The organism is Shinella sp. GW821-FHT11G07, from assembly GCF_058808115.1.
On record NZ_JBXARJ010000003.1, the window covers coordinates 367,429 to 390,676 of the forward strand.

Sequence of the window (23,248 nt, forward strand, 5' to 3'; positions counted from 1 at the left end):
AGCAAACACCATGAACCGCATTCCCTTTCCCCCGATGAAATATCCGCTGATCGCCATCCTGCGCGGCCTGAAGCCGAGCGAAACCGAAGGTGTCGTCGGCGCGCTGATCGAAAGCGGCTTTACAGCAATCGAAATCCCGCTGAATTCGCCGGAGCCCTTCAAGTCCATCGAGAGCGCCGTGAAGATGGCGCCGGATGGCTGCCTGATCGGCGCCGGCACCGTTCTGACCGTGGAAGACGTCAATCGCCTTGCCGACGTTGGCGGACGGCTGATGGTGAGCCCGAATGTCGAGCCCGACGTCATCTCCACCGCTGCCGCCAAGGGCATGGTGACGATGCCCGGCGTCTTCACCCCGACCGAGGCGCTAGCCGCCGCCCGCGCTGGCGCGACGGGCCTCAAATTCTTCCCGGCCAGCGTGCTCGGCCCGACCGGCATCCAGGCGATCCGCGCCGTGCTGCCGGCGGAACTGGAGATCGCAGCCGTCGGCGGCGTGTCGGAGAAGAACTTCGCCGACTATGCCGCGATCGGCCTGCGCAGCTTCGGCCTGGGCTCCAGCCTCTACAAGATGGGCATGGCTGCCGATGAAGTGCGTGCGCGCGCCAAAACCACCCTCGAAGCCTATGATGCCGTCTATGGAGCGGGCCGATGACCGAGACGCACTCCTTCACCGGTCGCGTTCTGAGCGACATCGCCTGCCAGCTCGGCGAGGGTCCGACCTATGATCCTGCGACCGGCAAGGCCTTATGGTTCGATATCCGCGGCAAGAAGCTGCATGAGCTACACCTTTCGAGCATGACGAAAACCCAACACGACCTGCCTTTCCTCGGCAGCGTGCTTGCCGTCATCGATGCGGAGCGCCAGTTGATCGTCTCCGACCAGGGCCTGTTCATCCGCCAGGTCGCCGACGGCCGGCTGACGCCCTTCGTAAAACTGGAAGACAAGGCGCAGAACCGCTCCAACGACGGCCGCGTCCACCCGTCCGGCGCACTCTGGGCGAGCACGATGGGTCGCAAGGCGGAAAAGCATTCCGGCGCGATCTACCACGTCGCAGGCGACCAGGTGACGGTGCTCTATTCCAACATCACCATCCCGAACGGCATCTGCTTTTCGCCGGATGGCAGCACCGGCTACTTCACCGATACCGATGTAAACCATCTGATGCGGGTCGCGCTCGACCCGAAGACAGGCCTCCCCACCGGCGCGCCGGAAGTGCTCAGCGACGAGAGCGTCACGCCGGGTGGCGTCGATGGTGCGGTCTGCGATGCCGATGGCCTCATCTGGAATGCCCGCTGGGGCTCGAACGCCGTCGACGTCTACAGACCGGACGGTACGAAGATCGCGCGCTACCTGGTGCCGGCTTCGCAGGCGAGCTGCCCGGCCTTTATCGGCGAAAAGGCCGACCGGCTGCTGGTGACCTCCGCCTGGCAGGACCTGGAGGCGGAAGGGCACCTTGCCGATCCGCATGCCGGCCAGACCTTCGAGCTGGGCATAACGGTCAAGGGTCGTTTCGAGCCGAAATTCCGGCTCTAGGGACGTCTTCCGCAAGCATTTTCCCGCCGGAGCCACGTCAAAAAAGCATGGCGGCAACGAAAAAGAAGGCAATTTTCATCGGAACCAAAGCCGGGTGTCGCCGTTCCTTGTCCATCAACCGGTGTGGACGGGCACTTCAAAACCTCCGCCGCGCCTTGATACCAACGAGACGAAAGGCAGGTTTCCAATGACCAACAAACTTCTTACCTCCGTTGCCGCTGGTGCAATTTTCCTTGGCGCGGCCCTTGCTCCGGCAGCCTATGCGCAGGACACCACCCAGCCGGCCGCCGGCGAAACCCAGACCATGGACAAGCCGGCAGTGATGCCGGGCGATGACGCAACGGGCACGACGCCCGGCGACACCGCCGCAAACCCGAGCACGACGCCGACCGAAGATACGGCTCAGACCCCGGCCACGACGCCGAGCGAAGACACCGCCCAGGCTCCGGCCGCCGGTGGTGACTATCTGACCGCCCAGTCGGACGAGCAGATCAGCGCCAACACCTATATCGGTCAGGCGGTCTACAACAGCGCCGATGAAAGCATCGGCAAGATCTCCGACCTGATCATGGAAAAGGACGGCGGTATCACCGCTGCTGTCGTCGGTGTCGGTGGCTTCCTGGGCATCGGTGAAAAGTGGGTCGCCGTTCCGTTCGAGAAGGTCTCGATCACGCAGACCCCGGATTCGGACGACGTCAAGCTGACGACGACCGAAACCGCCGAAAGCCTGCAGGCTGCGCCGGAATTCAAGACCAAGTCGCAGCAGGTCGCCGAACGCCAGGCCACGACGCCGGTCGATACTTCGACCACCTCGTCAACGACCGATACGGGCACGGCTCCGGCCACGACCCAGCCGGTCGAATAAACCGGCGGGTACTTCTGACCTCCAGCCCGATGGCGTCCCTGCGCCATCGGGTTTTTCTTTGTTCGGAATCCGAAAAGCGTCAGTACCAGGCGTCGGCCATCGCGGCCTTCTTGCGATCCATGTAGGCGCAAAGCGCCTCGTCGATGGCGGCATCGAGCGGCGGTGCCTCGTATTCGGCGAGCGTCTTCTTCCACTGCCGATTGGCGCGTGTCGCCATGTCGGTCGAGCCGCCTTCTTCGCTCCATTTCTCGAAGGGTTCGTTGTCGGAAAGCGTCGAGTCCCAGAAAGCCGTCTGGTAGTTGCGCATTGTGTGGTCGCAGCCGAGGAAATGGCTGCCGGGGCCGACTTGCAGGAAGGCGTCCATGGCGAGCGTGTTGTCGTCGACGACGACGCCGGCAAGGTAGGAATGCAGCGCGCCGCAGAGATCCGCATCCATCACGAACTTCTCGTAAGACATGGCGAGCAGGCCATCGAGGAAGCCGGCGGAATGCAGGATGAAATTCGCGCCGCAATGCACGGCCGACAGCATCGACATCAGCCCTTCCTGCATCGCCTGCCCATCCGGCAGCTTGGAGTTGGAAAAATTGCCGGCGCAGCGTAGCGGCAGCTTGAGGCGGCGGGCGAGCTGGCCGACGACCATGGAGCCGATGGCCGGCTCCGGCGTGCCGAAGGTCGGCGAGCCGGAGCGCAGCGACATGGAAGACAGGAAGTTGCCAAAGATGACCGGCGCACCCTTGCGCTCCAGCTGGGTCAGCGCGCAACCGGCAAGCGTTTCGGCGAAGGACTGCGCGATGGCGCCGGCATTGGTGACCGGACCCATGGCGCCACCGAGGATGAAAGGCACGATGACCGCGGCCTGGTTGGCGCGGGCATAGGCGCGCAGCGACTTCGTCATGGTGCCGTCCCAGACGAGCGGCGAGTTGACGTTGACATTGCCGAGGATGACGCAGTTTTGGTCGACGAAGTCGGCACCGAACAGGATGCGCGCCATGTCGATGGAATCCTCGGCGCGTTCCTCCGCCGTGATCGAACCCATGAAGGGGCGATCGGAATATTTCATATGGCTGTAGACCATGTCGAGATGGCGCTTGTTCACCGGGATATCGACCGGCTCGCAGATCGTGCCGCCGGAATGGTGCAGCCAGGGGCTCGACTGGGCGAGCTTGATGAAGTTGCGAAAATCCTCCAGCGTGCCGTAGCGCCGTCCCTTGTCGAGGTCCATGACGAAGGGCGAACCATAGGCGGGCGAAAAGACCACCTTGTTGCCGCCGATCTGCACATTGTTTGCGGGATTGCGGGCATACTGGGTAAACTCGGCCGGCGCGGAGGAGATGATTTCGCGCAGCATGCCCGGCTCGAAGCGGACCAGCACGCCATCGACCTTCGCACCCGCGCGCTTCCAGTGGTCGAGAGTGGCCGGGTCGTCGCGAAACTCGATACCGACTTCGGCAAGGATGCGGTCCGCCACCCGCTCGATCTTCTGCAGATTCTCTTCCGAGAGCACGTCATAGGTCGGGATGCCGCGCACGATATAGGGCACGCCGAGCGGCTTTGCCGCGTTGTCCCGCCGTGTGCCCCTGCTGCGCCGTACCGGCGCCTCGATCGTCGCTGCCTCGGCCATGCATTCCTCCATAATTTGGAGCGAGGCTAGGCGTGAAAAGGCCAGTTGTAACGCTGGAAAAATTTATTCGACACTATAAGCTGAGTTTATGGAAACGCTCCGCCGCCTGCTTCCCTCCGCCTCCAGCCTCATCATCTTCGAGGCCGCCGGACGGCACCAGAATTTTACCCGTGCCGCCAGCGAACTCGGCATGACTCAGGCCGCCGTCTCCTATGCGGTGCGCAATCTGGAGGAACAACTGGGCGTGGCGCTGTTCCACCGTGTCCACCGCGCGGTGGAACTGACCGATGCGGGCGAGCGCTTCCACGTCGACGTGACGCTCGGCCTCTCGCGCATCCAGAAATCGGCGGAGGACATTCGCGCCAAGGGGCGCGAGGCGAATGTGACGCTCGCCGCCTCCACTGCCTTCGCCTCGATGTGGATGCTGCCGCGGCTTGCCAAGCTCCGGGCGGACTTGCCGGACGTCGACCTTCGCATCCAGACCAGCGTGCGCGACCTCGATCTCGACGAGGAACCGATCCCGCTCGGCATTCGCGGCGGCGATCCGGCGAAATGGCCGCGCTATCATGCCGCTCTTCTGGCGCCGGAGGTGATCACCGCCGTTGCCAGCCCGGCCTTCGTGGAAAGCCGAGGGCATCCGGCAACGCCGGCGGAATTGTTGAAACTGCCGCTCATCCATCTGGAGGAGCCGGTGCGCTCGGCCTGCGACTGGCCGGAATGGTTTGCCAGCGCCGGCCTTCGCTATCCGGCACAGGCGCGGCGACTTTCCATCAATGACTATGTGCTGGTGATCCAGGCGGTGCTGGCGGGGGAAGGTGTGGCACTCGGCTGGCAGCACCTGATCGAGCGGCAGGTGCGCTCCGGCGCACTCGTCACCGTCGGCGGCCATGTGCTGCGCATGGACGATGCCTTCTACGTTGTCTGGCCGCGGTCGCGCGAGCTCAACGGCCCGGCACGGCGCGTGCGCGACTGGCTCGTCGAGGAAGGTCGGGTGGGCCTGGCCGAGGAACTCTGACCTCTAGCGGCGAAGGACCGGCCGCACTTCCTCGTGGAAGAAGCGGAAGTAGGATGTAATCTGCGCCAGCGCATTGGTCGACAGCTTGTACTGGATGCCGAGGCGGCCATTGCTGAGCCAGCGGATCGTGCCGCTGAGACGGCCCAGTTCCTCGCTCTCGATGGTTACCATCTGGCCGGGCATCGCCTGTACCGGCTTTTCCAGATCGAGCGCCATGCCGCTTGGCGACAGGTCGACGACGCGGCCGCGCGTCGATTGATGCATGATGTGGACCGTCGCGAAAATACGCACGTTCGAACGGTCGGTCGCCCTGACGGGCATGTCCTTGATGGTGGTCATCCGTGGCTCCACTCACGAATTATTCTATGGAACCGACCATAACGGAGAGTGTTTGCCGCCCGGCTAAACCGAAACAGACAATTTTAGCGAACCGGCTTATTCCGGGACGATTCGTCAGGCGGACGCGGTACGGCCGTCGACACTGACATAGCGGTCGGCGAGGAAACGCATGGTGGCGACGGCATCCGCCGGCTTGCCGTAGAAATAGCCCTGGCCCATGCCGCAGCCGAGCGCCTTGAGCTTCAGCGCCTCGGAGAAATCCTCGATGCCTTCCGCGACCACAGCAAGGTCCAGGCCCTCGCACATGGCGACGATGGCCTTGATGATATGTTCCGACGCCTTGTCGTTGGAGATGCGCGAGACGAAGGCGCGGTCGATCTTCACCTTGTCGAAGGTGAAATCGCGCAGGCGCCCGAGGCTCGACTGGCCGGTGCCGAAATCATCGAGCGAGATGCGCACGCCGGCGCCACGCAACTCGCCGACGATCTTCTGCGCGGTGTCCGCGTCCGTCATCATCGCCGTTTCGGTGATTTCAAGCTCCAGCCGGCGCGGATCGAGACCGACGCGGTTGAGAATGGCCAGCGTGTTGAACGCCGTCTTCGGGTCCATAAGCTGGGCGGAAGAGAGATTGAACGAGAGGAAAAGTTCCTTCGGCCAGGACAAGGCGGTTTCTGCAGCCTTGCGCAGCAAGGTGTCCGACAGCGCGTCGATAAACCCGCGCTCTTCTGCAAGCGGCACGAAGACGGCGGGCGAGACATAGCCAAGGTCCGCATCGCACCAGCGCGCGAGCGCCTCGAAGCCGAGGACCGTATCGTCGCGCAGGCTGACGATCGGCTGGAAATGCACGTCCACCTCGTTGGCGATGATGGCATTGCGCAGCGCCTGCTCGAGTTGCGTGGCGCGCTTCATCTCCTGGGCGATTTCCTGCGAATAGACGGTGATCTGACCGCGGCCACGGCGCTTCGACCGGTAGAGCGCGGTATCGGCGCTCTTCAGAAGCTCGGTGAAATCTTCACCGGCGAAAGGGTAGATGGCGAACCCGAAGGAGGCGGAAAGTCGCACGTTGCGATCACCGAGATCGAACGGCGCCGACAGCACCTCGCGCAGCATCTGGCCGATCTTTTCCGCGCCCTTGCGCTCGAAGACCAGCGGCAGCACGAAGGCGAACTCGTCGCCGCCGTGGCGGGTGACGGTCGCGCCGTCCGGAATGCAGGCTTTCAAGCGGTGGGCGACCTGGCAGAGGATCTCGTCGCCGGCGCGCGGGCCGAAAAGGTCGTTGATCGGTTTGAAGCCGTCGAGATTGGCCATGCCGATGGCGAAGGGAGCCGGGTCCTCCTCGCGCTCCTTGGCGATCTGGCGCACCTTGTCGCGCAGCCGGTAAAGGTTACCGAGCCCGGTCAACGGGTCGGTGTATGCCATGGCATGGAGGTCAGTCTGGGAAACATCCAGCGCCGCGTGTTCAGCAGACTTCATCAATGATTTCCCGTACTTGCGCCCGATCTCCGCCGACCGATCCACGATGGGGCATGATCGTTAACAAATGCATAGCAAGCGATCCTCAGTCCTCCCCACGCGCCTCCCCATTTCTGGGGAGTTGACCGACCCTTTTCAACTTACGCGACTATTTTCTCCGGCTTGGCGGCGGCATAGCGCCGATAGATGGCCTCGATCATGTCGGGGCTCACCGGCTTGGTGATGTAGTCGTCCATGCCCGCATCCATGCAATTCTGCATGTCGACATTGAGCGCCTGGGCGGTGACGGCGACGATCGGCGTGCGGGTGCCGGTCTGCTTCTCCGCCTCGCGTATTTCCATCGCGGCATCGATGCCGTTCATGACGGGCATGGAAATATCCATCAGCACGAGGCGCGGCTGGTGCTTGCGCCACAGCATGACCGCCTCCTCGCCATTCTCGGCGATACGGTGCGAAATGCCCATGCCTTCGAGGATCTGCGAGAAAACGAACTGGTTGATCTGGTTGTCTTCGGCGACCAGAACCTCGATGTCGCCGACGGCGGCCGGCAGCATGGTCGAGATGTCGGTGGCGATGTACCAGTCGTCGGAAAACGAGACGGGCGTGAGGATGTCGCCGAGCGGCGAACCGTCTTCGGACAACAGCTCGTGCTCCTCGACGAGGGCGCGCATGAAATCCGGGCCGATGCCACCCGGGCTGATCAGCCGCGTGGCGATGCCGCGGCTGTTCCCCTGGATGATTTCGTGGCCTGCCATGTTGTCGTCGATGACGACGAGATCGATCACAAGTCCCTGCCGGGCGGCAAGGGCAAGGAAGGCATCGTATTCCCGCACGCTGCTGACAGCGCAGCAATCGCCGCCGCGTGCCTTGAACTCCGCAACGAGGATGTCCTCGATATGCGGATTGGGGGTGACGACAAGGATGCGCTTGCCCGCGACGACCCGCAGTTCCTCGGGATTGAGCTGGTCGAGCAACAGGCGGCGCTCCGCATCACGCACGGGATCGAAGCAGTTCTGCGCCTCCACGAAGCCGCCCGGGACGCGCAGCACGGCGTCGTCGGTATCCGCCACGGCCCGCTCGCCCGTCACGAAGGCCGTCACGTCCTCCATGAGCGTTACCAGCGCGTAGTGCCCCGGCGCGCCGATGCGGTACTTGCGGGTGATAGCGTAGAGGTCGGACCCGTCAGCGCGGATGACATGTTCAGCAAGCGTGTAGGGCTCGCCTGTCTCCAGCACGGTGCGGTCGCTGCTCTCGATACGCTCGGCGCTCTCGGCGTCGGCAAGCGTCCAGATCGAACGGCCGATGATGCTGTCGGCGCTGGTGTCGTAGATGGTGCAGAAGGCCTTGTTGGCGGCGATATAGGCGAGGTTGCGGTCCTTGATGACCACCGGCGACGGCAGGCTCTCGAGGATGGCCTCGGTCAGCGCGATGCGCTCGAGATCGACGCGCCACTGCTCTTCCTGCTTCTTCTGCTCGGAAACGTCGACCAGCGTCGTGACATTGTAGCCGCTCGGCAGGCGGCGCTTGCGGAAATGGATCCAGCGGTCGCGGCCAAGCCGTTCGACGGCGTCATGCTGCTCACGCCAGTGGGCGGAGATGCGGGTGGAGATCCATTCCTCGCGGTTGACGGCCTTGTGGCGCTGCTCCGGCGGAATGCCGTAGCGCACGCCGCTGTCGAAAATCGCGCCGAGCACGTCGCGCAGCCGGGTGCCGGGCTTCAGCGTGTCGGGCGGAATCGGAAAATAGCGCAGGACCTGGCGACTGGCGAAGACGAGGCAATCGTTCTTGTCGTAGACGATTACGGCGGCGGCGAGGATATCGCACGCGGCCTCAAACATTCCCAGCCGGATGTTCGCGTCAGGCGACGCTACATCATTCATTGTGGCAGTCCTCGCCTGTCTGGCATTCCCGGAAACATGCTGATCGATGCTTGTCGCACCTTCGGACTTGGGAATGACAGCGGCCAGCGACGCTGAAATAATCCACCGGAGAACCGGCCGGCTTGTGTTCATACAAGCGCTCCGGCACGTTGGCAGCATTTTATTAAAGCCTGATTAAACGATTTCAGGCCGTTGGTGTGCACGACGCGGGATAAGGCAACTTGCCACTGGCATGACCCCGCCGAATCCGCGAAAATAGCGCCATGACCATCAGGCAGCTTTCCGAAACCCTCATCAACCAGATTGCCGCCGGCGAAGTGATCGAACGGCCGGCGAGTGCCGCCAAGGAGCTAATCGAGAACGCGCTGGATGCCGGCGCGACGCGCATCGAGATCGCGACCGCCGGCGGCGGCAAGACGCTGCTGCGTATCACCGACAATGGCAGCGGCATGGCGCCGGCAGACCTGGAACTGGCGATCCGCCGGCACTGCACCTCCAAGCTTGACAAGGATCTCGCCGACATCCGCACGCTCGGTTTCCGTGGCGAGGCCCTGCCCTCGATCGGTTCCGTCGCAAAACTCTCACTGCTCAGCCGCACGGCCGACGCCGGCGAAGGGGCCGAGATCAGCGTGACGGGCGGCAAGGTTGTGCCGGTTCGCCCCGCCGCCGCCAACCGTGGCACTGTCGTCGAGGTGCGCGACCTGTTCTTCGCAACACCGGCGCGGCTGAAATTCCTGAAGAGCGAGAAGGCGGAGGCGTCGGCGATTTCCGACGTGGTGCGCCGCATGGCGATCGCCTTCCCGCATGTGCGTTTCGTGCTGTCAGGTTCCGACCGCACGACGCTGGAGTTTCCGGCGACCGGTACGGACCGGCTCGCCCGCATCGCCCAGGTGCTCGGCCGGGATTTCCGCGACAATGCCATCGAGATCGATGCGAGCCGCGAAGGCGTTCGGCTCACCGGCTTTGCCGGCGTACCGACCTTCAACCGCGGCAACAGCCTCAACCAGTTCGCCTTCGTCAACGGTCGGCCGGTGCAGGACAAACTGGTCTGGTCGGCGCTGCGGGCGGCCTACGCCGAGACCATCCCGCACGGGCGTTATCCTGTCGCGGTGCTGGCGATCGACATCGATCCGGCGCTGGTCGACGTCAACGTGCATCCGGCGAAATCCGACGTGCGCTTCCGCGATCCGGGCCTGGTGCGCGGCCTGATCATCGGCGCGATCCGCGAGGCGCTCGCCCGCGAGGGCGACCGGGCAGCAACGACCGGTGCAAGCGGCCTGATGCGTGCCTTCCGGCCCGAAACACCGCAGCCTTCGGCGCCCTGGACGCCGTCTGCCTCGCCCTATCGCCCTTTCGAGGCTGCAGGCTCGCCAATTCCGCTTCGCGAGCGGCAGGCGGGTTTTGCGGAATTCACAACGCCGTCGGCGCGCAGCGAGCCAATGTTCACGCCGTCCGCCATGCGCGAAGAGGAGCCGCCGCAACGCCATCCGCTCGGCGCCGCCCGCGCGCAACTGCACGAAAACTACATCGTCGCGCAGACCGAGGACGGGCTGGTGATCGTCGACCAGCACGCGGCGCATGAACGCCTGGTTTTCGAATCGATGCGCAATGCACTCAATTCCCGCGCCGTGCCGGCGCAGGCCCTGCTCATTCCCGAAATCGTCGACCTGCCGGAAGACGATTGCGACAGGCTCGTCGCCCATGCCGATGAGTTCGCAAAGCTCGGCCTCGGCATCGAACGCTTCGGCCCCGGCGCGGTCGCCGTGCGCGAGACGCCGGCCATGCTCGGTGAGATGGACGCGGCCGGCCTCATCCGTCAGCTTGCCGATGAACTCGCCGAATGGGACACGGCAAGCGGGCTCAGGAACAAGCTGGAATATCTGGCGGCGACCATGGCCTGCCATGGCTCGGTGCGGTCCGGCCGGCGCATGCGGCCGGAGGAAATGAACGCGCTGCTGCGCCAGATGGAGGCCACCCCCGGCTCCGGCCAGTGCAACCACGGGCGGCCGACCTATATCGAACTGAAGCTTTCGGACATCGAACGGCTGTTCGGACGCAGCTGACAACAGCGAAAACGCTGGAAATTTCACCCTTGCCGCGATATGGCAGCATGACGACCAGATGACACGGATATTGAGATCGATGATGAACCGTCTTGAAGGACGCGGTAGCCGCGAAGCGAAGATCCGCTATCTCGACGGTGATTTCCAGATCCTGATGCCCGGCTCGCACGTCACTTGCGCGATGACCGGCGAAATGATCCCGGTCGACGAGCTGCGCTACTGGAGCGTCGCGCGCCAGGAAGCCTATGCCAGTTGCGCCGCCTCGCTGGACGCCGAAAAACGCGCCGGCGCACTGCCCAACCAGAAGCGCTAGGCCTTACCTGCACCCGACGCCTTCAGTTTCCGCCGCCTTGCATTCGCGATCGCCGCGTCGATGATCGCGTCCGGCCCCTTCGGGTCGTCGAAGCGGATTTCCACCTCGATTACCCGGCTCTTCTCCTTAAGCTCTTCCGACCGGCCGTGCCCGCCGGCAAGGCGCACACTGTCCTTGGATGTGGTGAGAAGCTGGTAGCTGAGCCCTTCGGCATGGTCGAGGATTTCCGCCACCTCGTCGTCGCTCAAATAATGATGGTCGGGGAAGCTGCGGGTCACGTAGAGATGCGCGCCGGTCTCGTTGACGGTGCGGAAGAACTTTTCGTTGTCGGCGATGCCCGACCAGGCCATGACGACCTGCCCCTCCAGATCTTCGGCACCCACGGTGACGAGCGTAGCGGAATGGACCGCCTTGCCGGCACGCGCCGCCTGGCGGATCAATCGGTCGGCCGCATTGCCATCGCCGATCGCCAGCAGCGCGCTCGCCTGGCGCATCTGTTCGGCCAGCGGCGCACGCACCGGGCCGCTCGGCACGAGGTGGCCGTTGCCGATGCCGCGGCGCGTGTCGATGACCAGCAGCGCATAATCAAAGGTCAGTTGCGCGCTCTGGAAACCGTCATCCATGATGATGAGGTCGGCGCCCTCCTCCACCAGCTTTTTCGCCCCCTTGATCCGCTTGCGGGCGATGACCGTCAAAGCTTCCCGGGCGAGCAGCAGCGGTTCGTCCCCGACGGCGCGGGCATAGTGGTGATGGGGATCGACGACGGTGGTCACGTCGAGCGAACCGCCATAACCGCGGGAGAGGAAGCCCGGCTTGAGGCCGCGCGCCTTGGCGGCGCGGGCGATGGCGATCGCCGTCGGCGTCTTGCCGGCACCACCGACGGTGAAGTTACCGACGCAGATGACCGGGACCGGCACTTCCCCGCGCCGCTTCTTGCGCATGCGCTGGCCGGCGACCAGGCCATAGAGGCGCGAGACCGGCCAGAGCGCATAGGCCCGCCAGTCCGGCTTCGTCCACCAGAAAGGCGGTGCTTCACTTACCATTCGGCCCCCAGCGAGCGCTTCTGCCCGGTCGTTGCGTCAAGAAACGCGAGAAGGCGCGGAAAATCAACCATGAGAGACGGTTTGCCTGGCAAGACGGTTGCGGCGTCTCACGCTGCCGGACGTGCGGCAGCGGCTTCGGGGAAGAGCGGCACGAGTTCGGTGATGTCGTTGAGGCAGTAGTCGGAGGCGTCGGCCAGCGATTCCCGCGAGCCTGTGCCGGTCAGCACGGCGACGGTGAGGCCGGCACCGGCATTGCGGCCCATATGCATGTCGTGATTGTTGTCGCCGACGACGGCGACTTGATGCGGCTCGAGGCCGGTCGCGGCGCAGAAGCCGAGCACCATGCCGGCTTCCGGCTTGATGCCGAAGCCACTGTCATAACCGGCAACGTAGTGGAGATAGTTTTCGAAGCCGAAGCGCTTTGCCGTCGCGCGGATCGACGCTTCGTTGTCGCTGGAGGCAACGCCCAGCCAGTAACCACGGGCGTGCATGGTGGCAAAGAAGTCCGCAAGATCGGTGACGGCGACCGCAAGCTGCGCGGAATTGGCGAAGAGGCCGTCGAAATGGATGGTCAGCGCCTCCACGGTGAAGGGGGCTCCCGCCGCAACGAAGCCCTCGGCGATTTCCACCGTGTTGCCGGCGGCAAGCAGGCTATCGGGCATGACATGGCCGGTGTCCGGGTCCATGCCGCCGGCCACGAGCAGCTTGCGCGCCAGATCCTCGTCACCGAGAGCGGCAACGCGGGCGAGTTCGTAGTTCACCGGCACCCAGCTCCGGGCATAGTCGAGCAGCGTTCCGTCCTTGTCGAAGAGGATGCCGGAAATCGTCGCTGCCTTGGTCATGTCCCGTCCTTTCAGGAGGTCTGGCGCGGGTGGAGCCGCGCCTTCACGGTGAGCGGATTGATATAGGGTTCCAGCCCCTTGACCGTGGCGCGCAAGGCACCGCGCATTTCCTGCACGGTCTCCTGTCCGGCCTCGATCATCTGCTTGCGCATCTCGTCGTTGCTCAAGAGGTAGTGCACGCCCTTGGCCAGCATCTCGACGTCGCGCACCATCTTGGCGCTGCCGTTACGGGCGAGCTGCTGGTAGGCCTCGCGGAAATTCTGCACGTTGCCGCCGGACAGGATCGCGCAGCCGAGCATGGCCGGCTCCAGCGGGTTCTGTCCGCCTTCCGCAAACAGCGAACGGCCAACGAAGGCGATTTCCGTCATGCGCAGGTAGAGCCCCATTTCGCCGATCGTATCGCCGAGGAAGATATCGGTCTCCGGCGTCAGCGGGTCGTTCAATGTGCGACGGGCGACATTCAGGCCGCGCGCCGTCAGCATGTCCGCGATGGCATCGCTGCGCTCGGGGTGGCGCGGCACGATGATGGTGAGGAGGCCCGGCGTGCGCTCCTTCAACACGCGGTGCACATTGCCGGCGGCGGCTTCCTCGCCTTCGAAGGTCGAGATCGCCGCCCAGGTGCGACGGCCCTTGATCTGGTCGAGATAGGCCTTCAGCACGGCGGCATCGGCCGGCGGCCCATCCGTATCGACCTTGAGATTACCGGAGACCATGACCGGCAGGGCACCCAGCGTGCGGAAGCGCTCGGCATCCAGCTCCGACTGCGCAATGACCAAGGCGAAATTCTCGAAGATCGCGTCGGCGATCGACATGCGTCGCTTCCAGCGCGGGAAGGACCGGTCCGAGATACGGCCGTTCACCAGAACCTGCGGAATATGCCGCTTGCTGAGCTCCAGGATGGTCATCGGCCAGATCTCCGACTCCGCCATGATCGCGAGATCGGGGTGCCAGTATTCCAGGAAACGGCTGATCGCCGGCTTCAGGTCGAGCGGCACATATTGGTGGATGACGTCCGTGCCGAGCCTGTCGCGCACGACCTTGGCGGAGGTGATGGTGCCTGTCGTGAGCAGGACGGCGATGCCGCGGCGGCGCACTTCCTTGATGAGCGGCAGCACCGCATTGGTCTCGCCGACGCTTGCGGCATGAAACCACACGAGCGGTCCCGTCGGGCGATCGACGCTGGCGAAGCCGTAGCGCTCGCGGCGACGGGAGCGTTCTTCCTTGCCCTTGGCCACTCGCAGCGCCAGATACGGACCGACGATCGGGTAGAGCGCGACGCCACCCCAGCGGTAGAGCGAAAGCGCGAAACGGGCGAGCCGCCTGCTCATCGGCAGGGCGCCCCGGTTGCGGCTTTCGGGCTTGTGAGGGTCATGGAAGGTCCGATTTTGTCCGGCGCGGCGAAAGCCGCGCGGGAGCGGTGTCAGGGAACGCGTCTCAGCCGTTCTGCGGGTCCAGAAGCCGGTGCATGTGCACGATGAAATAGCGCATATGCGCGTTGTCCACGGTCTGCTGGGCCTTCGACTTCCAGGCGGTGAGCGCGCTCGCATAATCGGGGAAGATTCCGACGATATCGAGATTGTTGAGATCGCGGAACTGAAGGTCCGTCAGCGTGGTCAGTTCGCCGCCGAACACCAGATGGAGGAGCTGTTTCGATTCGGTGGTTTCGGTCATGACTTCTCTCTTTTTCTTGTCGGATTTTGGCACACGGTTTGCGGTATTCCGCACCAAAGGTCAATGGCCGGCAAAGGGACGGGAGGCATCCACAAGGCCGGAAAGCCGGGATAAACCGGCAGCAGCGAGCGTCTCGTGGGTGACGTTCGGGCGGTTGTAGGACAGCGGCTCGCCATCAAGCGTCACGAGCGATCCGCCGGCCCGCGCCAGGATGAGATCGGCGGCCGCGAGATCCCAGTCATGGGCATTGCGCTTGACCAGCGTCGCATCGATGCGCCCGTCCGCCACCATGGCAAGCCGGTAGGCAAGCGAGGGCACATGCGAGATGCGGTGCACGCCGCCAACCACGCGCTTGTCGATGTCGCGCAGCATGTCTTCCGGCACGGCCATGCGCGTCGGGCGGCCGGCATCGGGCTCGGTCACCTTGATCGGCTGGCCGTTTTTCAGCGCCACGCCATCGGCGGCCGCGATGAACAGTTCATCGAGCGACGGTGCGAAGAGCACGCCGGCAACGGGTCTGCCCTTGTGCACGACGGCTGCGCTGACGCACCAGATGTCCTTGCCGGCAATGAAGGCGCGCGTGCCGTCGATCGGATCGATGACGAACACAGTCTCGCAATCAAGCCGTCCGGCATCATCGTCGGTCTCTTCCGAGAGCCAGCCGTAGTTCGGCCGGGCGGAGAGCAGTTCCTTCTTGAGGATGTCGTTTGCCGCGAAGTCGGCGGCACTCACCGGCGAATGGCCGCCGTTCTTCCACCAGACCTCCGGTCCCTTGCGGAAGAATTCCAGCGCCCGCGCACCGGCAAGCCGCGCTGCGGCGGTGAGAAGCGCGAGGTCGGCATTCCAGTCGTTGGCGGGGCTTGTCATGGCCTCATGTCCCGGCAAGCGTCATGCCTTCGATGGCAAGCGTCGGCGCGGCAACGCCGAACGAGCGATCGATGTCGTTCGCCGGCGTGATGCGCATGAACATGTCGACGAGGTTGGACGCGATGGTGACTTCCGAGACGGCAAACGTCAGCTCGCCGTTCTCGATCCAGTAGCCGGAGGCGCCGCGGCTGTATTCGCCCGTCACCATGTTGACGCCCTGGCCGATCAGCTCGGTGATGTAAAAGCCGTTGCCGACGGAGCGGATCAGGTCTTCCGGCAAGATATCGCCCGGTTCCAGCGCAAGGTTGGTGGAGGCCGGGTTGACCGAGGTGCCGCCGCGCGCGCCGCGGCCGTTGGTCTTGAGGCCGAGTTCGTTGGCGGTGGATGTGGAGAGGAACCAGTGCTGCAACACGCCGTCCTCGATCATCGCAAGGCGCTCGCCGGAGATGCCCTCGCCATCGAACGGGCGGGAGGCCGAGCCGCGCACGATGAGCGGATCATCGGTAACGGTAAGGCCGGCCTTCAGGACCTGCTTGCCCATGCGGTCGCGCAGAAAGCTCGTCTTGCGCGCGACGGAGGCACCGTTGATCGCGCCGGCAATGTGGCCGGCGATGCCGCGTGCCACACGGGGATCGAAGACGACCGTGACATTCTTCGCCGTCGGCACCTGGCGCGGGTTCAGCCGGCGCACGGCACGCGCCGCGGCCTCGCGGCCGATGTCTTCGGCATCGCGCAGATCGGCGAAATAGAGGCTCGAATCGAAATCGTAGTCGCGCTCCATCTTGGTGCCTTCGCCGGCGATGACGCTGACGGAGCGGCCGAAGCGGCTGGCGCTGTAGGCGCCGGAAAAGCCATGCGAGGTGGCGAGCACGAGGCCGCCCATGCCGGCGGACGCGCCGCCGCCGCCGGAATTGGTGATGCCGGAGACGGCAAGGGCCGCAGCTTCGGCGGCAAGCGCTGCCTCGGTCAGCTGCTCGGCGGAGACTTCCGTCGGGTCGTAGAGTTCGAGATCCGGCCAGTCGCGTGCGAGGTCGGCCTCGTCGGCGAGCGTCGCATAGGGATCTTCCGGCGAGGCCTTCGCCATGGCGACGGCACGCTCGGCGAGCACCTTCAGGTCGAAGCCGGGATTGGCCGAGACGCTGGCGACGCGCTTGCCGACGAAGACCCGCAGCGAGAAGTCATCGCCTTCGGAGGCCTCGGTGCCTTCGACCTTGCCGAGGCGCACGCTGACGGAACTGGAGCGGCCGCGAACGACGACAGCATCGGCCGCATCCGCTCCCGCCTGGATGGCGCGGTCGATAAGTTCGCCGGCGCGCGCGAGAAGGCTTGCGGAATCGATCGTCTCTGACATGACTTGGCCTTTCTTTGCTGCCCCATTTATTGTGCAGTAGCACAGGCATCAAGGGCAGCCGTCCCTTTTTTGCCTTGCGACCGCCGCCTCTCGAAGAAAGCCTGCCGCATGCCCTACACCCATAGCCCCTATAACGAGGTCCTGCTGATGCTCGGCGGCGCGCTTCTCGCGGCGCCAATCTTCAAGCGGCTGGGGCTCGGCACCATTCTCGGCTACCTCGCCGCCGGCGTGGTGATCGGCCCGATCCTGCACCAGATCCGCGACGGTGAAGAGCTTCTGGGTGTTGCCGAACTGGGCGTCGTCTTCCTGCTGTTCCTCATCGGGCTGGAGCTGAAACCCTCACGCCTCTGGGCGATGCGGCATGATATTTTCGGGCTCGGCCTGGCGCAGGTCGTCGTCACCGGGCTGGTGCTGGCCGCGCTGACCTTCGTGACGGGCATGGAGCACTGGGACGGGGCGCTCATCATCGGTTTCGGCCTTGCGCTCTCCTCCACCGCCTTCGCCATGCAGATCCTCGACGAGAAAGGCGACACGAACACGCGCTATGGCCAGCGCGCCTTCTCCATGCTGCTGTTTCAGGATCTTGCCATCGTGCCGCTGCTGGCGCTGATCCCGCTTTTGGCGGAGCAGGCGCCGGAGGACACGACGACCGCCTTCCAGGATTTCATGATCGCCCTTTCCGCCATCACCGCGCTGCTGGTGGCCGGCCGCTACCTGCTCAACCCGCTGTTCCAGATCATCGCCCGCACCGGCGCACGCGAAGCGATGATTGCGGCGGCTCTCTTCGTCGTGCTCGCCGCCGCCATGCTGCTGCAGATGGCCGGCCTCTCCATGGCGATGGGCGCCTTCCTGGCCGGCGTGCTGCTCGCGGATTCCTCCTACCGCCATGAATTGCAGGCGGATGTGGAGCCCTTCCGCGGTATCCTGCTGGGGCTGTTCTTCATGGCCGTCGGCCTTTCGTTGCATCTCGACGTCATCTTTTCCGGCTGGTTGACCATCCTGATCGCCACGCCAACCGTCATGCTGGTGAAGAGTTTCGTGATCTACGGCCTCTGCCGCTTCACCGGCTCATCACACAACGACGCGGTGCGCATTGCGCTTGTCCTGCCGCAGGGCGGTGAATTCGGTTTCGTGCTGTTCACGGCAGCCTCTGCCGCCGGCATCTTTTCCGGCGGGCTCGCCTCGCTGCTCGTCGCCATCGTCACCATTTCCATGGCGCTGACGCCGATTGCGGCAGCACTGTCCCGCTTCCTGCTGGTCGAGGATATCGAGGAGGAGATGGAGGAGGATTTCGAGGGGGCGGGGGCGGACGTGCTGATGATCGGTTTTTCGCGGTTCGGCCAGATCGCCGCGCAGATCCTGCTGGCCGGCGGGCGTGAGGTGACCGTCATCGACCATTCGACCGACCGCGTGCGCCAGGCGGCAAGCTTCGGCTTCCGCATCTATTTCGGTGACGGCACGCGCAAGGACGTGCTGCGCGCGGCCGGCATCGAGCGCGCCAAGATCGTCGCCATCTGCACGCAGGGCAAGGCGACCACGGACCGCATCGTCGACCTCGTGCAGTCGGAATACCCGAATGCCACGATTTTCGCCCGATCCTACGACCGCGTGCACACGCTATCGCTGCGCGCCCGCGGGGTGCAGCACGACGTGCGCGAGACCTTCGAATCCGCCCTGCTCTTCGGCCGCGAAACGCTGGAAGAACTCGGCGTCGAGCCGGAAGATGCACTGGCGATCGGCGACGACATCCGCCGCCGCGACGTCGCACGGCTGGAACTGCAGGCCGTCGAGGGCCTGACGGCCGGCCGGCACATGCTGCACTTCAAGCCCGTCAAGCCGGAGCCGCTGGTCAAGCCGAAGAACAAGACGCAGGCCGAAGTCGACGAGGAAGAAAGCGCCTAGGCCAAAGCGGACAGCTTTGCATCGAGCGACCGTTTCAGCTCGTCGCGGATGCCGGAGGAGACGGTAAGCACCTCCTCGGCCTTGGCGAAATCGAGCACGCGGAAACGACCGACATCGGGTTGCAGGAAGATGTCGGGTGCAGCCTTTTCCAGCTTCAGCGTGACGATGGATCGCATGGTGAGCTGGGTTGCGCCATAGAGGCTGTCGATGCTGTTCGGCAGGCCCGCGGTACCGGCCGGCGGGTGGCCGATGACGTCGACGCCGATGGTGATGTCCGCGTGGCCTCTCAGATGATCGAAGGGCACAGGGTTCCACAGGCCGCCGTCGATCATCACGCGGCCATCGATCAGCACCGGGCGAAAGACGGCGGGCAGAGCCGCGGAAGCGGCGATCGCCGGGAAGAGCGCGCCGCTCTCGCAAACGCATTCGCACTGGCCGTAGTAATCCGACGCGATGACCTTCAGCGGGATTTGCAGCGCCTCGAAAGTTTCCGGCAGGCGATCCGGCAGGAAAGCCTTCAACACGCGCTCGAGGTTGAATTGCCCGACGCGAAAACCACCGGCGACGACCTCTGAAAAACGTGTGGGGCGCAGGCTCCACAGCCGGTTCATGATGCGGCTCGGATGGCCGATCGTGGCAAGCGTGTGTTCGCGGATTTCCTTGCCCGTCATGCCGCTCGCCATGGCGGCGCCCATGATCGCGCCGATGGAGGCGCCTGAAATCAGCACCGGGCGGATGCAGAGTTCGTCCAGAACCTCGATGACATGGATATGGGCAAGGCCGCGCGCTCCACCGCCGCCCAATGCGATCGCGACGGTCGGGCCGCCGGCACGCGAGCTTTCAACGGAAACGAGGGCTTCGGTCATCGCTGGCGTCCTCTGCGGAGGCCTGGCGGATCAGCCGGCCCGGTAGCGGTAGAAATGCATGCGTGTGTCGCCGAAGGTGCGGACCTCGAGAGGATCGAAACCATCGACGGCGGCAGGCTGAATATCGGCGCGCTCCTCGAGGATCGCAAGGGCGCCGTCGACGAGCCAGCCGCCGCGGGCCGCGGCATCGAGCGCGCGTTCACCGAGGCCCTTGGCGTAGGGCGGATCGGCGAACAGGAAATCGAACGGTTCCACCGTGCCGACGCCGCCGAGTGCTGTGGCATCGCGCCGGAAAATCTTGGCGCGGCCGATGACGCCGAGCGTTTCGATGTTTGAATGCAGAAGCCCCCTGCCCTCGACGCTCTGCTCGACGAAGAGTGCCGCGCGGGCGCCACGCGACATCGCCTCCAAGCCGACAGCACCCGTTCCCGCGAAGAGATCGAGCACGCGTGTGCCGTCGAGCGCTTCAGGATAGGCATGGGACAGGATGTTGAACAGGCTTTCGCGCGTGCGGTCCGAAGTCGGACGAATGTCATCCGACTTCGGCGTTGCAAGCGAACGGCCGCGAAACTCTCCGCCGACGATCCGCACTGCTGATTACTTCCCCTTGCCGCGCGGGCCGCCCGAAGGCCGGCCACCGGGCTTGCCGGCAGGCTTTCCGCCGGACGGGCGACCACCCGGCTTGCCGCCGAAGGACTTGCCACCGGAAGGCTTTGCGCCGAACGGCTTGCCGCCATCACGGCGCGGCGGACGGTCGGAGAACGTGCGTTCGCCTTCTGCCCTGGGCTTGCGATCACCGAAGGAACGCTCGCCTTCTGCGCGTGGCTTGCGGTCGCCGTGGGCCGGGCGGGCACCGAACGAATGTTCGCCTTCCGCACGCGGTTTACGATCGCCGCGAGGCGGACGATCACCGAACGAGCGTTCACCCTCGGCGCGCGGTTTGCGGTCGCCACGCGGCGGACGGTCACCGAAACCGCGGGGCGCGCGGTCGTCGCCGGCACCGGAGCGCGGGCGGCCGAAGCCACCGCGACCACCGTCGTCACGGTCGCTCTTTTCCGGCTCGCTGGCGCGGATCCATTCGCCGTCTTCGTCACGCGTCTTCAGGACACGGGGCTTGTCTGCCCGGTCGTCGCCGGGACGGCCGCGCGCCGGTCCCTTGCGGTCAGGATCGAACTTCTTTGCCGAGCGTGTCGGCGCGCCATCGGCTGTCCGGCCGTAGCGCTTGGTCTTCGGCGCGCCTTCCGGACGCTCCCGCGGTTCGCGCTTCACGCCTTCAGACGTCTCGGCCTTCTTTTCGGCAACGGGACGGGCGCCGGGCGCCATCCAGACGTTGGACTTGCGGGCACGGTTGGCGGGCTCGCGCTTCGGCTTGCTGTCGAACGTGTTTTCTTCGCGATCCCGGTCGCGCGGGCCGCCACGCGGCTTGTCGCCAAAGCGGTCGTCGCGCTTGGTATCGAGCCGTGCGCGGGCCTTTTCTCGGCGGTCTTCGGGCTTCTCGCGGCGTTCGGCGGGACGTTCACCCCAGCCGGGTGCGGCGTCGCGGCCCTTTTTCGCCGGCTTCTCGTCCTCATCCGGCGCATGATCGAACAGCGGCGCATCGAAATTCGCCTTGGCTTCCTCGATCAGGCGGGGGCCGAGCTGGTCGCGCAGCGTGCGGCCGCGGATTTCCTGGGCCTGGCCTTCCGGCAGTTCGCCGAGCTGGAACGGGCCGTAGGAAATGCGGATCAGGCGGTTCACGTCGAGACCGAGCGCGCCGAGCACGTTCTTGATTTCGCGGTTCTTGCCTTCACGAAGGCTGACGGTGATCCAGACGTTGGTGCCCTGCACCTTGTCGAGCGTCGCGTCGATCGCGCCATAGAGCACGCCTTCGACGGCGATGCCGTCCTTCAGCTTGTCGAGATCGGCCTGCTCGATCTTGCCATGGGCGCGCACGCGGTAGCGGCGCAGCCAGCCGGTCGTCGGCAGTTCCAGCATGCGGGCAAGGCCGCCATCGTTGGTCAGCAGCAGCAGACCTTCGGTGTTGATGTCGAGGCGGCCGATAGACATGACGCGCGGCAGGTCTTCGGGCAGGTTGTCGAAGACGGTCGGGCGGCCTTCCGGGTCGGCATTGGTGGTCACGAGACCCGCCGGCTTGTTGTAGAGCCAGAGGCGCGTGCGCTCGATGCCGCGGATCGGCTGGCCGTCGACCTCGATGCGGTCGGCGAAGGTGGCGTTGACGACCGGCGTCTCCAGCACCTTGCCGTTCACGCTGACGCGGCCTTCCATGATCATGCGCTCGATATCACGACGCGAGGCGACGCCCGCGCGGGCGAGCAGCTTGGAAATGCGCTCGGGCGCAAGATCTGTGCTGGCCGACGCGGCCGGCGCTGCCTTGGCAGGCCGTGCATCACGGGCGGGCTTGCCATCACGGGGAGGCTTACCGTCCCGCGGGGCCGGCTTTCCGGAGAACGATTTGCCCTCGGGTTTGCGGCCCGCAGGCTTTTCAGCCGAAAAGGATTTCTTGCCCGGTGCGGCCGATGCGGCGCCACGCGGCTTACGATCACGGCCCTCGGGCTTGTCGCCCGGCCGTTTTGGCTTGTCTTTGAATGTCATTTGTGTTGCCTGCGTTTTGGCGTGTCCTATCAGGTCACACGCCCCGGGTTAAGAGGAATTCGTTGTGCGATGACAAATCGCTTCATGGAGATCGCGCTTTGCGAGGCGCGCGCGGCCGGCGAACGGGGCGAAGTGCCGGTCGGGGCCGTGCTGGTGCTCGATGGCACGATCATTGCGCAATCCGGCAACCGGACGCGGGCGGAGACCGACGTGACCGCCCATGCCGAGGTTGCCGTCATCCGCGAGGCCGCCCGCAAACTCGGCCAGGAGCGTCTCACCGGCGCCGATCTCTACGTGACGCTGGAGCCCTGCACGCTCTGCGCCGCCGCCATTTCCTTCGCCCGCATCCGACGGCTGTACTACGGCGCGGAGGACCCGAAGGGCGGCGCGGTGGACAATGGCGTGCGTTTCTTCGCGCAACCGACCTGCCACCATGCGCCGGACGTCTATTCCGGCATCGGCGGCCTGGAGGCTGCGGAAATCCTGAAGGATTTCTTCGCCGAACGGCGCTGATCAAAACTTTGGGATTTATCCAGCGGCGAACTGACGAAGCTTTTCACCGTCCAGCCGGTAGCGGACCCATTCCGGCTTGGGCTCGGCGCCGATCGCATCATAGACGCGGATCGCCGGCGTATTCCAGTCGAGCACGCTCCACTCGAACCGCGCGCACCCCTCATCAAGCGCGGTGCGCGCGAGATGGCGCAGCAGCATCTTGCCGACGCCGGCGCCGCGATGGTCGGGCGTCACATAAAGGTCTTCGAGATAAAGGCAGTTCTTCGCCTGCCAGGTGGAATAGGTCTTGAACCACACGGCGGAGCCAGCGGGTTCGCCGTCCTCGGTCTCGCAGATGGCGGCGTAGCTGACCGAGCCTTCGCCGAAAAGCGAGGCGGCAATGCTCTCTTGCGTCGCTGCGACTTCGTGCAGCGCTTTTTCATAGTCGGCAAGTTCGCGGATGAACCGCAGGATGATCGCGGCGTCGTCAACCGACGCCGGACGAATGCGATAAGCCTTCATG

The 23,248-nt window shown here is 65.0% G+C and carries 22 protein-coding genes; 8 read left to right on the plus strand and 14 right to left on the minus strand.

Going from position 1 to position 23,248, the window contains the following annotated elements:
• The first annotated feature begins 10 nt into the window (after positions 1–10).
• The 3 genes from AC1RT2_RS08260 (at position 11) to AC1RT2_RS08270 (ending at position 2,395) form a co-directional block, all read left to right on the plus strand.
• Positions 11–649: a 2-dehydro-3-deoxy-6-phosphogalactonate aldolase gene (locus tag AC1RT2_RS08260; RefSeq protein ID WP_493101000.1), complete on the plus strand. Its 639-nt coding sequence runs from the start codon at positions 11–13 to the stop codon at positions 647–649.
• Positions 646–1,530 carry an SMP-30/gluconolactonase/LRE family protein gene (locus AC1RT2_RS08265; RefSeq protein WP_493101002.1) on the plus strand — a complete coding sequence of 295 codons (885 nt, stop codon included), beginning with the start codon at positions 646–648 and terminating at the stop codon, positions 1,528–1,530. The genes AC1RT2_RS08260 and AC1RT2_RS08265 overlap by 4 nt, the downstream gene beginning before the upstream one ends.
• Positions 1,531–1,717: 187 nt before the next feature.
• Positions 1,718–2,395 carry a PRC-barrel domain-containing protein gene (locus AC1RT2_RS08270; protein ID WP_069059664.1) on the plus strand — a complete coding sequence of 226 codons (678 nt, stop codon included), beginning with the start codon at positions 1,718–1,720 and terminating at the stop codon, positions 2,393–2,395.
• A gap of 79 nt (positions 2,396–2,474) precedes the next feature.
• On the opposite strand, the gene AC1RT2_RS08275 is transcribed toward AC1RT2_RS08270, so the two are convergent.
• Positions 2,475–4,016 (minus strand): trimethylamine methyltransferase family protein, encoded by a 1,542-nt coding sequence (locus AC1RT2_RS08275; RefSeq protein ID WP_493101004.1) that lies wholly within the window; start codon positions 4,014–4,016, stop codon positions 2,475–2,477.
• A gap of 88 nt (positions 4,017–4,104) precedes the next feature.
• Here AC1RT2_RS08275 and AC1RT2_RS08280 point away from each other — a divergent pair, with 88 nt between their 5' ends.
• Positions 4,105–5,031 (plus strand): LysR substrate-binding domain-containing protein, encoded by a 927-nt coding sequence (locus AC1RT2_RS08280; RefSeq protein WP_493101006.1) that lies wholly within the window; start codon positions 4,105–4,107, stop codon positions 5,029–5,031.
• Positions 5,032–5,034: 3 nt separating this feature from the next.
• Here the strand turns inward: AC1RT2_RS08280 and AC1RT2_RS08285 are convergent, their stop codons facing one another.
• The 3 genes from AC1RT2_RS08285 to AC1RT2_RS08295 all read right to left on the minus strand — a co-directional run bounded on the left by AC1RT2_RS08285 (position 5,035) and on the right by AC1RT2_RS08295 (position 8,723).
• Entirely contained in the window at positions 5,035–5,370 is a 336-nt protein-coding gene (locus tag AC1RT2_RS08285; RefSeq protein ID WP_069059667.1) for a PilZ domain-containing protein, read from the minus strand.
• A gap of 114 nt (positions 5,371–5,484) precedes the next feature.
• Positions 5,485–6,843 (minus strand): putative bifunctional diguanylate cyclase/phosphodiesterase, encoded by a 1,359-nt coding sequence (locus AC1RT2_RS08290; protein WP_493101008.1) that lies wholly within the window; start codon positions 6,841–6,843, stop codon positions 5,485–5,487.
• Positions 6,844–6,983: 140 nt separating this feature from the next.
• Complete coding sequence (locus tag AC1RT2_RS08295) at positions 6,984–8,723, minus strand: response regulator (protein ID WP_493101010.1); 1,740 nt, start codon at positions 8,721–8,723, stop codon at positions 6,984–6,986.
• Positions 8,724–8,986: 263 nt separating this feature from the next.
• Between AC1RT2_RS08295 and mutL the strand changes: the two genes are divergently transcribed.
• Both mutL and AC1RT2_RS08305 read left to right on the plus strand, forming a co-directional pair.
• Positions 8,987–10,786 (plus strand): DNA mismatch repair endonuclease MutL, encoded by a 1,800-nt coding sequence (mutL, locus tag AC1RT2_RS08300; RefSeq protein WP_493101012.1) that lies wholly within the window; start codon positions 8,987–8,989, stop codon positions 10,784–10,786.
• Positions 10,787–10,865: 79 nt separating this feature from the next.
• Positions 10,866–11,099, plus strand: a complete 234-nt coding sequence (locus AC1RT2_RS08305) for a DUF2093 domain-containing protein (RefSeq protein WP_493101014.1) — start codon at positions 10,866–10,868, stop codon at positions 11,097–11,099.
• On the opposite strand, the gene lpxK is transcribed toward AC1RT2_RS08305, so the two are convergent.
• From lpxK to AC1RT2_RS08335, 6 genes are all read right to left on the minus strand, one after another.
• On the minus strand, positions 11,096–12,142 hold the full coding sequence (lpxK, locus tag AC1RT2_RS08310; protein WP_493101016.1) for a tetraacyldisaccharide 4'-kinase: 1,047 nt from the start codon (positions 12,140–12,142) through the stop codon (positions 11,096–11,098). The two genes, AC1RT2_RS08305 and lpxK, sit on opposite strands and share 4 nt — an antisense overlap.
• Before the next feature lie 107 nt (positions 12,143–12,249).
• Entirely contained in the window at positions 12,250–12,984 is a 735-nt protein-coding gene (locus AC1RT2_RS08315) for an HAD family hydrolase (RefSeq protein ID WP_069059673.1), read from the minus strand.
• Positions 12,985–12,995: 11 nt separating this feature from the next.
• Entirely contained in the window at positions 12,996–14,312 is a 1,317-nt protein-coding gene (waaA, locus tag AC1RT2_RS08320; protein WP_069059674.1) for a lipid IV(A) 3-deoxy-D-manno-octulosonic acid transferase, read from the minus strand.
• A 106-nt stretch (positions 14,313–14,418) separates the two neighbouring features.
• Positions 14,419–14,655 carry a DUF4170 domain-containing protein gene (locus AC1RT2_RS08325; protein WP_069059675.1) on the minus strand — a complete coding sequence of 79 codons (237 nt, stop codon included), beginning with the start codon at positions 14,653–14,655 and terminating at the stop codon, positions 14,419–14,421.
• Positions 14,656–14,715: 60 nt separating this feature from the next.
• On the minus strand, positions 14,716–15,522 hold the full coding sequence (locus AC1RT2_RS08330; protein WP_493101019.1) for a 3'(2'),5'-bisphosphate nucleotidase CysQ: 807 nt from the start codon (positions 15,520–15,522) through the stop codon (positions 14,716–14,718).
• 4 nt (positions 15,523–15,526) lie between these two features.
• The gene (locus AC1RT2_RS08335; protein WP_493101021.1) at positions 15,527–16,873 is read right to left on the minus strand and encodes a TldD/PmbA family protein; all 1,347 of its coding nucleotides are present in this window, start codon (positions 16,871–16,873) and stop codon (positions 15,527–15,529) included.
• A gap of 108 nt (positions 16,874–16,981) precedes the next feature.
• Between AC1RT2_RS08335 and AC1RT2_RS08340 the strand changes: the two genes are divergently transcribed.
• Positions 16,982–18,775 carry a monovalent cation:proton antiporter-2 (CPA2) family protein gene (locus tag AC1RT2_RS08340; protein ID WP_493101023.1) on the plus strand — a complete coding sequence of 598 codons (1,794 nt, stop codon included), beginning with the start codon at positions 16,982–16,984 and terminating at the stop codon, positions 18,773–18,775.
• On the opposite strand, the gene AC1RT2_RS08345 is transcribed toward AC1RT2_RS08340, so the two are convergent.
• The 3 genes from AC1RT2_RS08345 to AC1RT2_RS08355 are packed head-to-tail and all read right to left on the minus strand — an operon-like array spanning position 18,772 to position 22,233.
• Complete coding sequence (locus AC1RT2_RS08345; protein WP_493101025.1) at positions 18,772–19,641, minus strand: patatin-like phospholipase family protein; 870 nt, start codon at positions 19,639–19,641, stop codon at positions 18,772–18,774. The genes AC1RT2_RS08340 and AC1RT2_RS08345 overlap by 4 nt on opposite strands.
• Before the next feature lie 30 nt (positions 19,642–19,671).
• On the minus strand, positions 19,672–20,232 hold the full coding sequence (rsmD, locus tag AC1RT2_RS08350; protein ID WP_493101027.1) for a 16S rRNA (guanine(966)-N(2))-methyltransferase RsmD: 561 nt from the start codon (positions 20,230–20,232) through the stop codon (positions 19,672–19,674).
• Between the two features lie 6 nt (positions 20,233–20,238).
• A complete protein-coding gene (locus AC1RT2_RS08355; RefSeq protein ID WP_493101029.1) occupies positions 20,239–22,233 on the minus strand; it encodes a pseudouridine synthase in 1,995 nt (664 codons plus the stop codon).
• Positions 22,234–22,302: 69 nt separating this feature from the next.
• Here AC1RT2_RS08355 and AC1RT2_RS08360 point away from each other — a divergent pair, with 69 nt between their 5' ends.
• Positions 22,303–22,746 (plus strand): nucleoside deaminase, encoded by a 444-nt coding sequence (locus AC1RT2_RS08360; RefSeq protein ID WP_069059682.1) that lies wholly within the window; start codon positions 22,303–22,305, stop codon positions 22,744–22,746.
• Positions 22,747–22,761: 15 nt separating this feature from the next.
• Here AC1RT2_RS08360 and AC1RT2_RS08365 read toward each other — a convergent pair whose 3' ends face one another.
• The gene (locus AC1RT2_RS08365; protein ID WP_493101031.1) at positions 22,762–23,247 is read right to left on the minus strand and encodes a GNAT family N-acetyltransferase; all 486 of its coding nucleotides are present in this window, start codon (positions 23,245–23,247) and stop codon (positions 22,762–22,764) included.
• Between the last annotated feature and the right edge of the window lies 1 nt (position 23,248).

What these genes read in the sequence shown, in the direction of transcription:
- AC1RT2_RS08305 (WP_493101014.1), top strand. Translation starts at nt 10,866, where the DNA reads ATGATGAACCGTCTTGAAGGACGCGGTAGCCGCGAAGCGAAGATCCGC.
- AC1RT2_RS08340 (WP_493101023.1), top strand. Translation starts at nt 16,982, where the DNA reads ATGCCCTACACCCATAGCCCCTATAACGAGGTCCTGCTGATGCTCGGC.
- lpxK (WP_493101016.1), bottom strand. Translation starts at nt 12,142, where the DNA reads ATGGTAAGTGAAGCACCGCCTTTCTGGTGGACGAAGCCGGACTGGCGG.
- waaA (WP_069059674.1), bottom strand. Translation starts at nt 14,312, where the DNA reads ATGAGCAGGCGGCTCGCCCGTTTCGCGCTTTCGCTCTACCGCTGGGGT.
- AC1RT2_RS08295 (WP_493101010.1), bottom strand. Translation starts at nt 8,723, where the DNA reads ATGAATGATGTAGCGTCGCCTGACGCGAACATCCGGCTGGGAATGTTT.
- AC1RT2_RS08280 (WP_493101006.1), top strand. Translation starts at nt 4,105, where the DNA reads ATGGAAACGCTCCGCCGCCTGCTTCCCTCCGCCTCCAGCCTCATCATC.
- AC1RT2_RS08260 (WP_493101000.1), top strand. Translation starts at nt 11, where the DNA reads ATGAACCGCATTCCCTTTCCCCCGATGAAATATCCGCTGATCGCCATC.
- AC1RT2_RS08330 (WP_493101019.1), bottom strand. Translation starts at nt 15,522, where the DNA reads ATGACAAGCCCCGCCAACGACTGGAATGCCGACCTCGCGCTTCTCACC.
- AC1RT2_RS08290 (WP_493101008.1), bottom strand. Translation starts at nt 6,843, where the DNA reads ATGAAGTCTGCTGAACACGCGGCGCTGGATGTTTCCCAGACTGACCTC.
- AC1RT2_RS08355 (WP_493101029.1), bottom strand. Translation starts at nt 22,233, where the DNA reads ATGACATTCAAAGACAAGCCAAAACGGCCGGGCGACAAGCCCGAGGGC.
- AC1RT2_RS08315 (WP_069059673.1), bottom strand. Translation starts at nt 12,984, where the DNA reads ATGACCAAGGCAGCGACGATTTCCGGCATCCTCTTCGACAAGGACGGA.
- AC1RT2_RS08335 (WP_493101021.1), bottom strand. Translation starts at nt 16,873, where the DNA reads ATGTCAGAGACGATCGATTCCGCAAGCCTTCTCGCGCGCGCCGGCGAA.
- AC1RT2_RS08325 (WP_069059675.1), bottom strand. Translation starts at nt 14,655, where the DNA reads ATGACCGAAACCACCGAATCGAAACAGCTCCTCCATCTGGTGTTCGGC.
- AC1RT2_RS08265 (WP_493101002.1), top strand. Translation starts at nt 646, where the DNA reads ATGACCGAGACGCACTCCTTCACCGGTCGCGTTCTGAGCGACATCGCC.
- mutL (WP_493101012.1), top strand. Translation starts at nt 8,987, where the DNA reads ATGACCATCAGGCAGCTTTCCGAAACCCTCATCAACCAGATTGCCGCC.
- AC1RT2_RS08275 (WP_493101004.1), bottom strand. Translation starts at nt 4,016, where the DNA reads ATGGCCGAGGCAGCGACGATCGAGGCGCCGGTACGGCGCAGCAGGGGC.
- AC1RT2_RS08360 (WP_069059682.1), top strand. Translation starts at nt 22,303, where the DNA reads ATGACAAATCGCTTCATGGAGATCGCGCTTTGCGAGGCGCGCGCGGCC.
- AC1RT2_RS08270 (WP_069059664.1), top strand. Translation starts at nt 1,718, where the DNA reads ATGACCAACAAACTTCTTACCTCCGTTGCCGCTGGTGCAATTTTCCTT.
- AC1RT2_RS08285 (WP_069059667.1), bottom strand. Translation starts at nt 5,370, where the DNA reads ATGACCACCATCAAGGACATGCCCGTCAGGGCGACCGACCGTTCGAAC.
- AC1RT2_RS08365 (WP_493101031.1), bottom strand. Translation starts at nt 23,247, where the DNA reads ATGAAGGCTTATCGCATTCGTCCGGCGTCGGTTGACGACGCCGCGATC.
- AC1RT2_RS08345 (WP_493101025.1), bottom strand. Translation starts at nt 19,641, where the DNA reads ATGACCGAAGCCCTCGTTTCCGTTGAAAGCTCGCGTGCCGGCGGCCCG.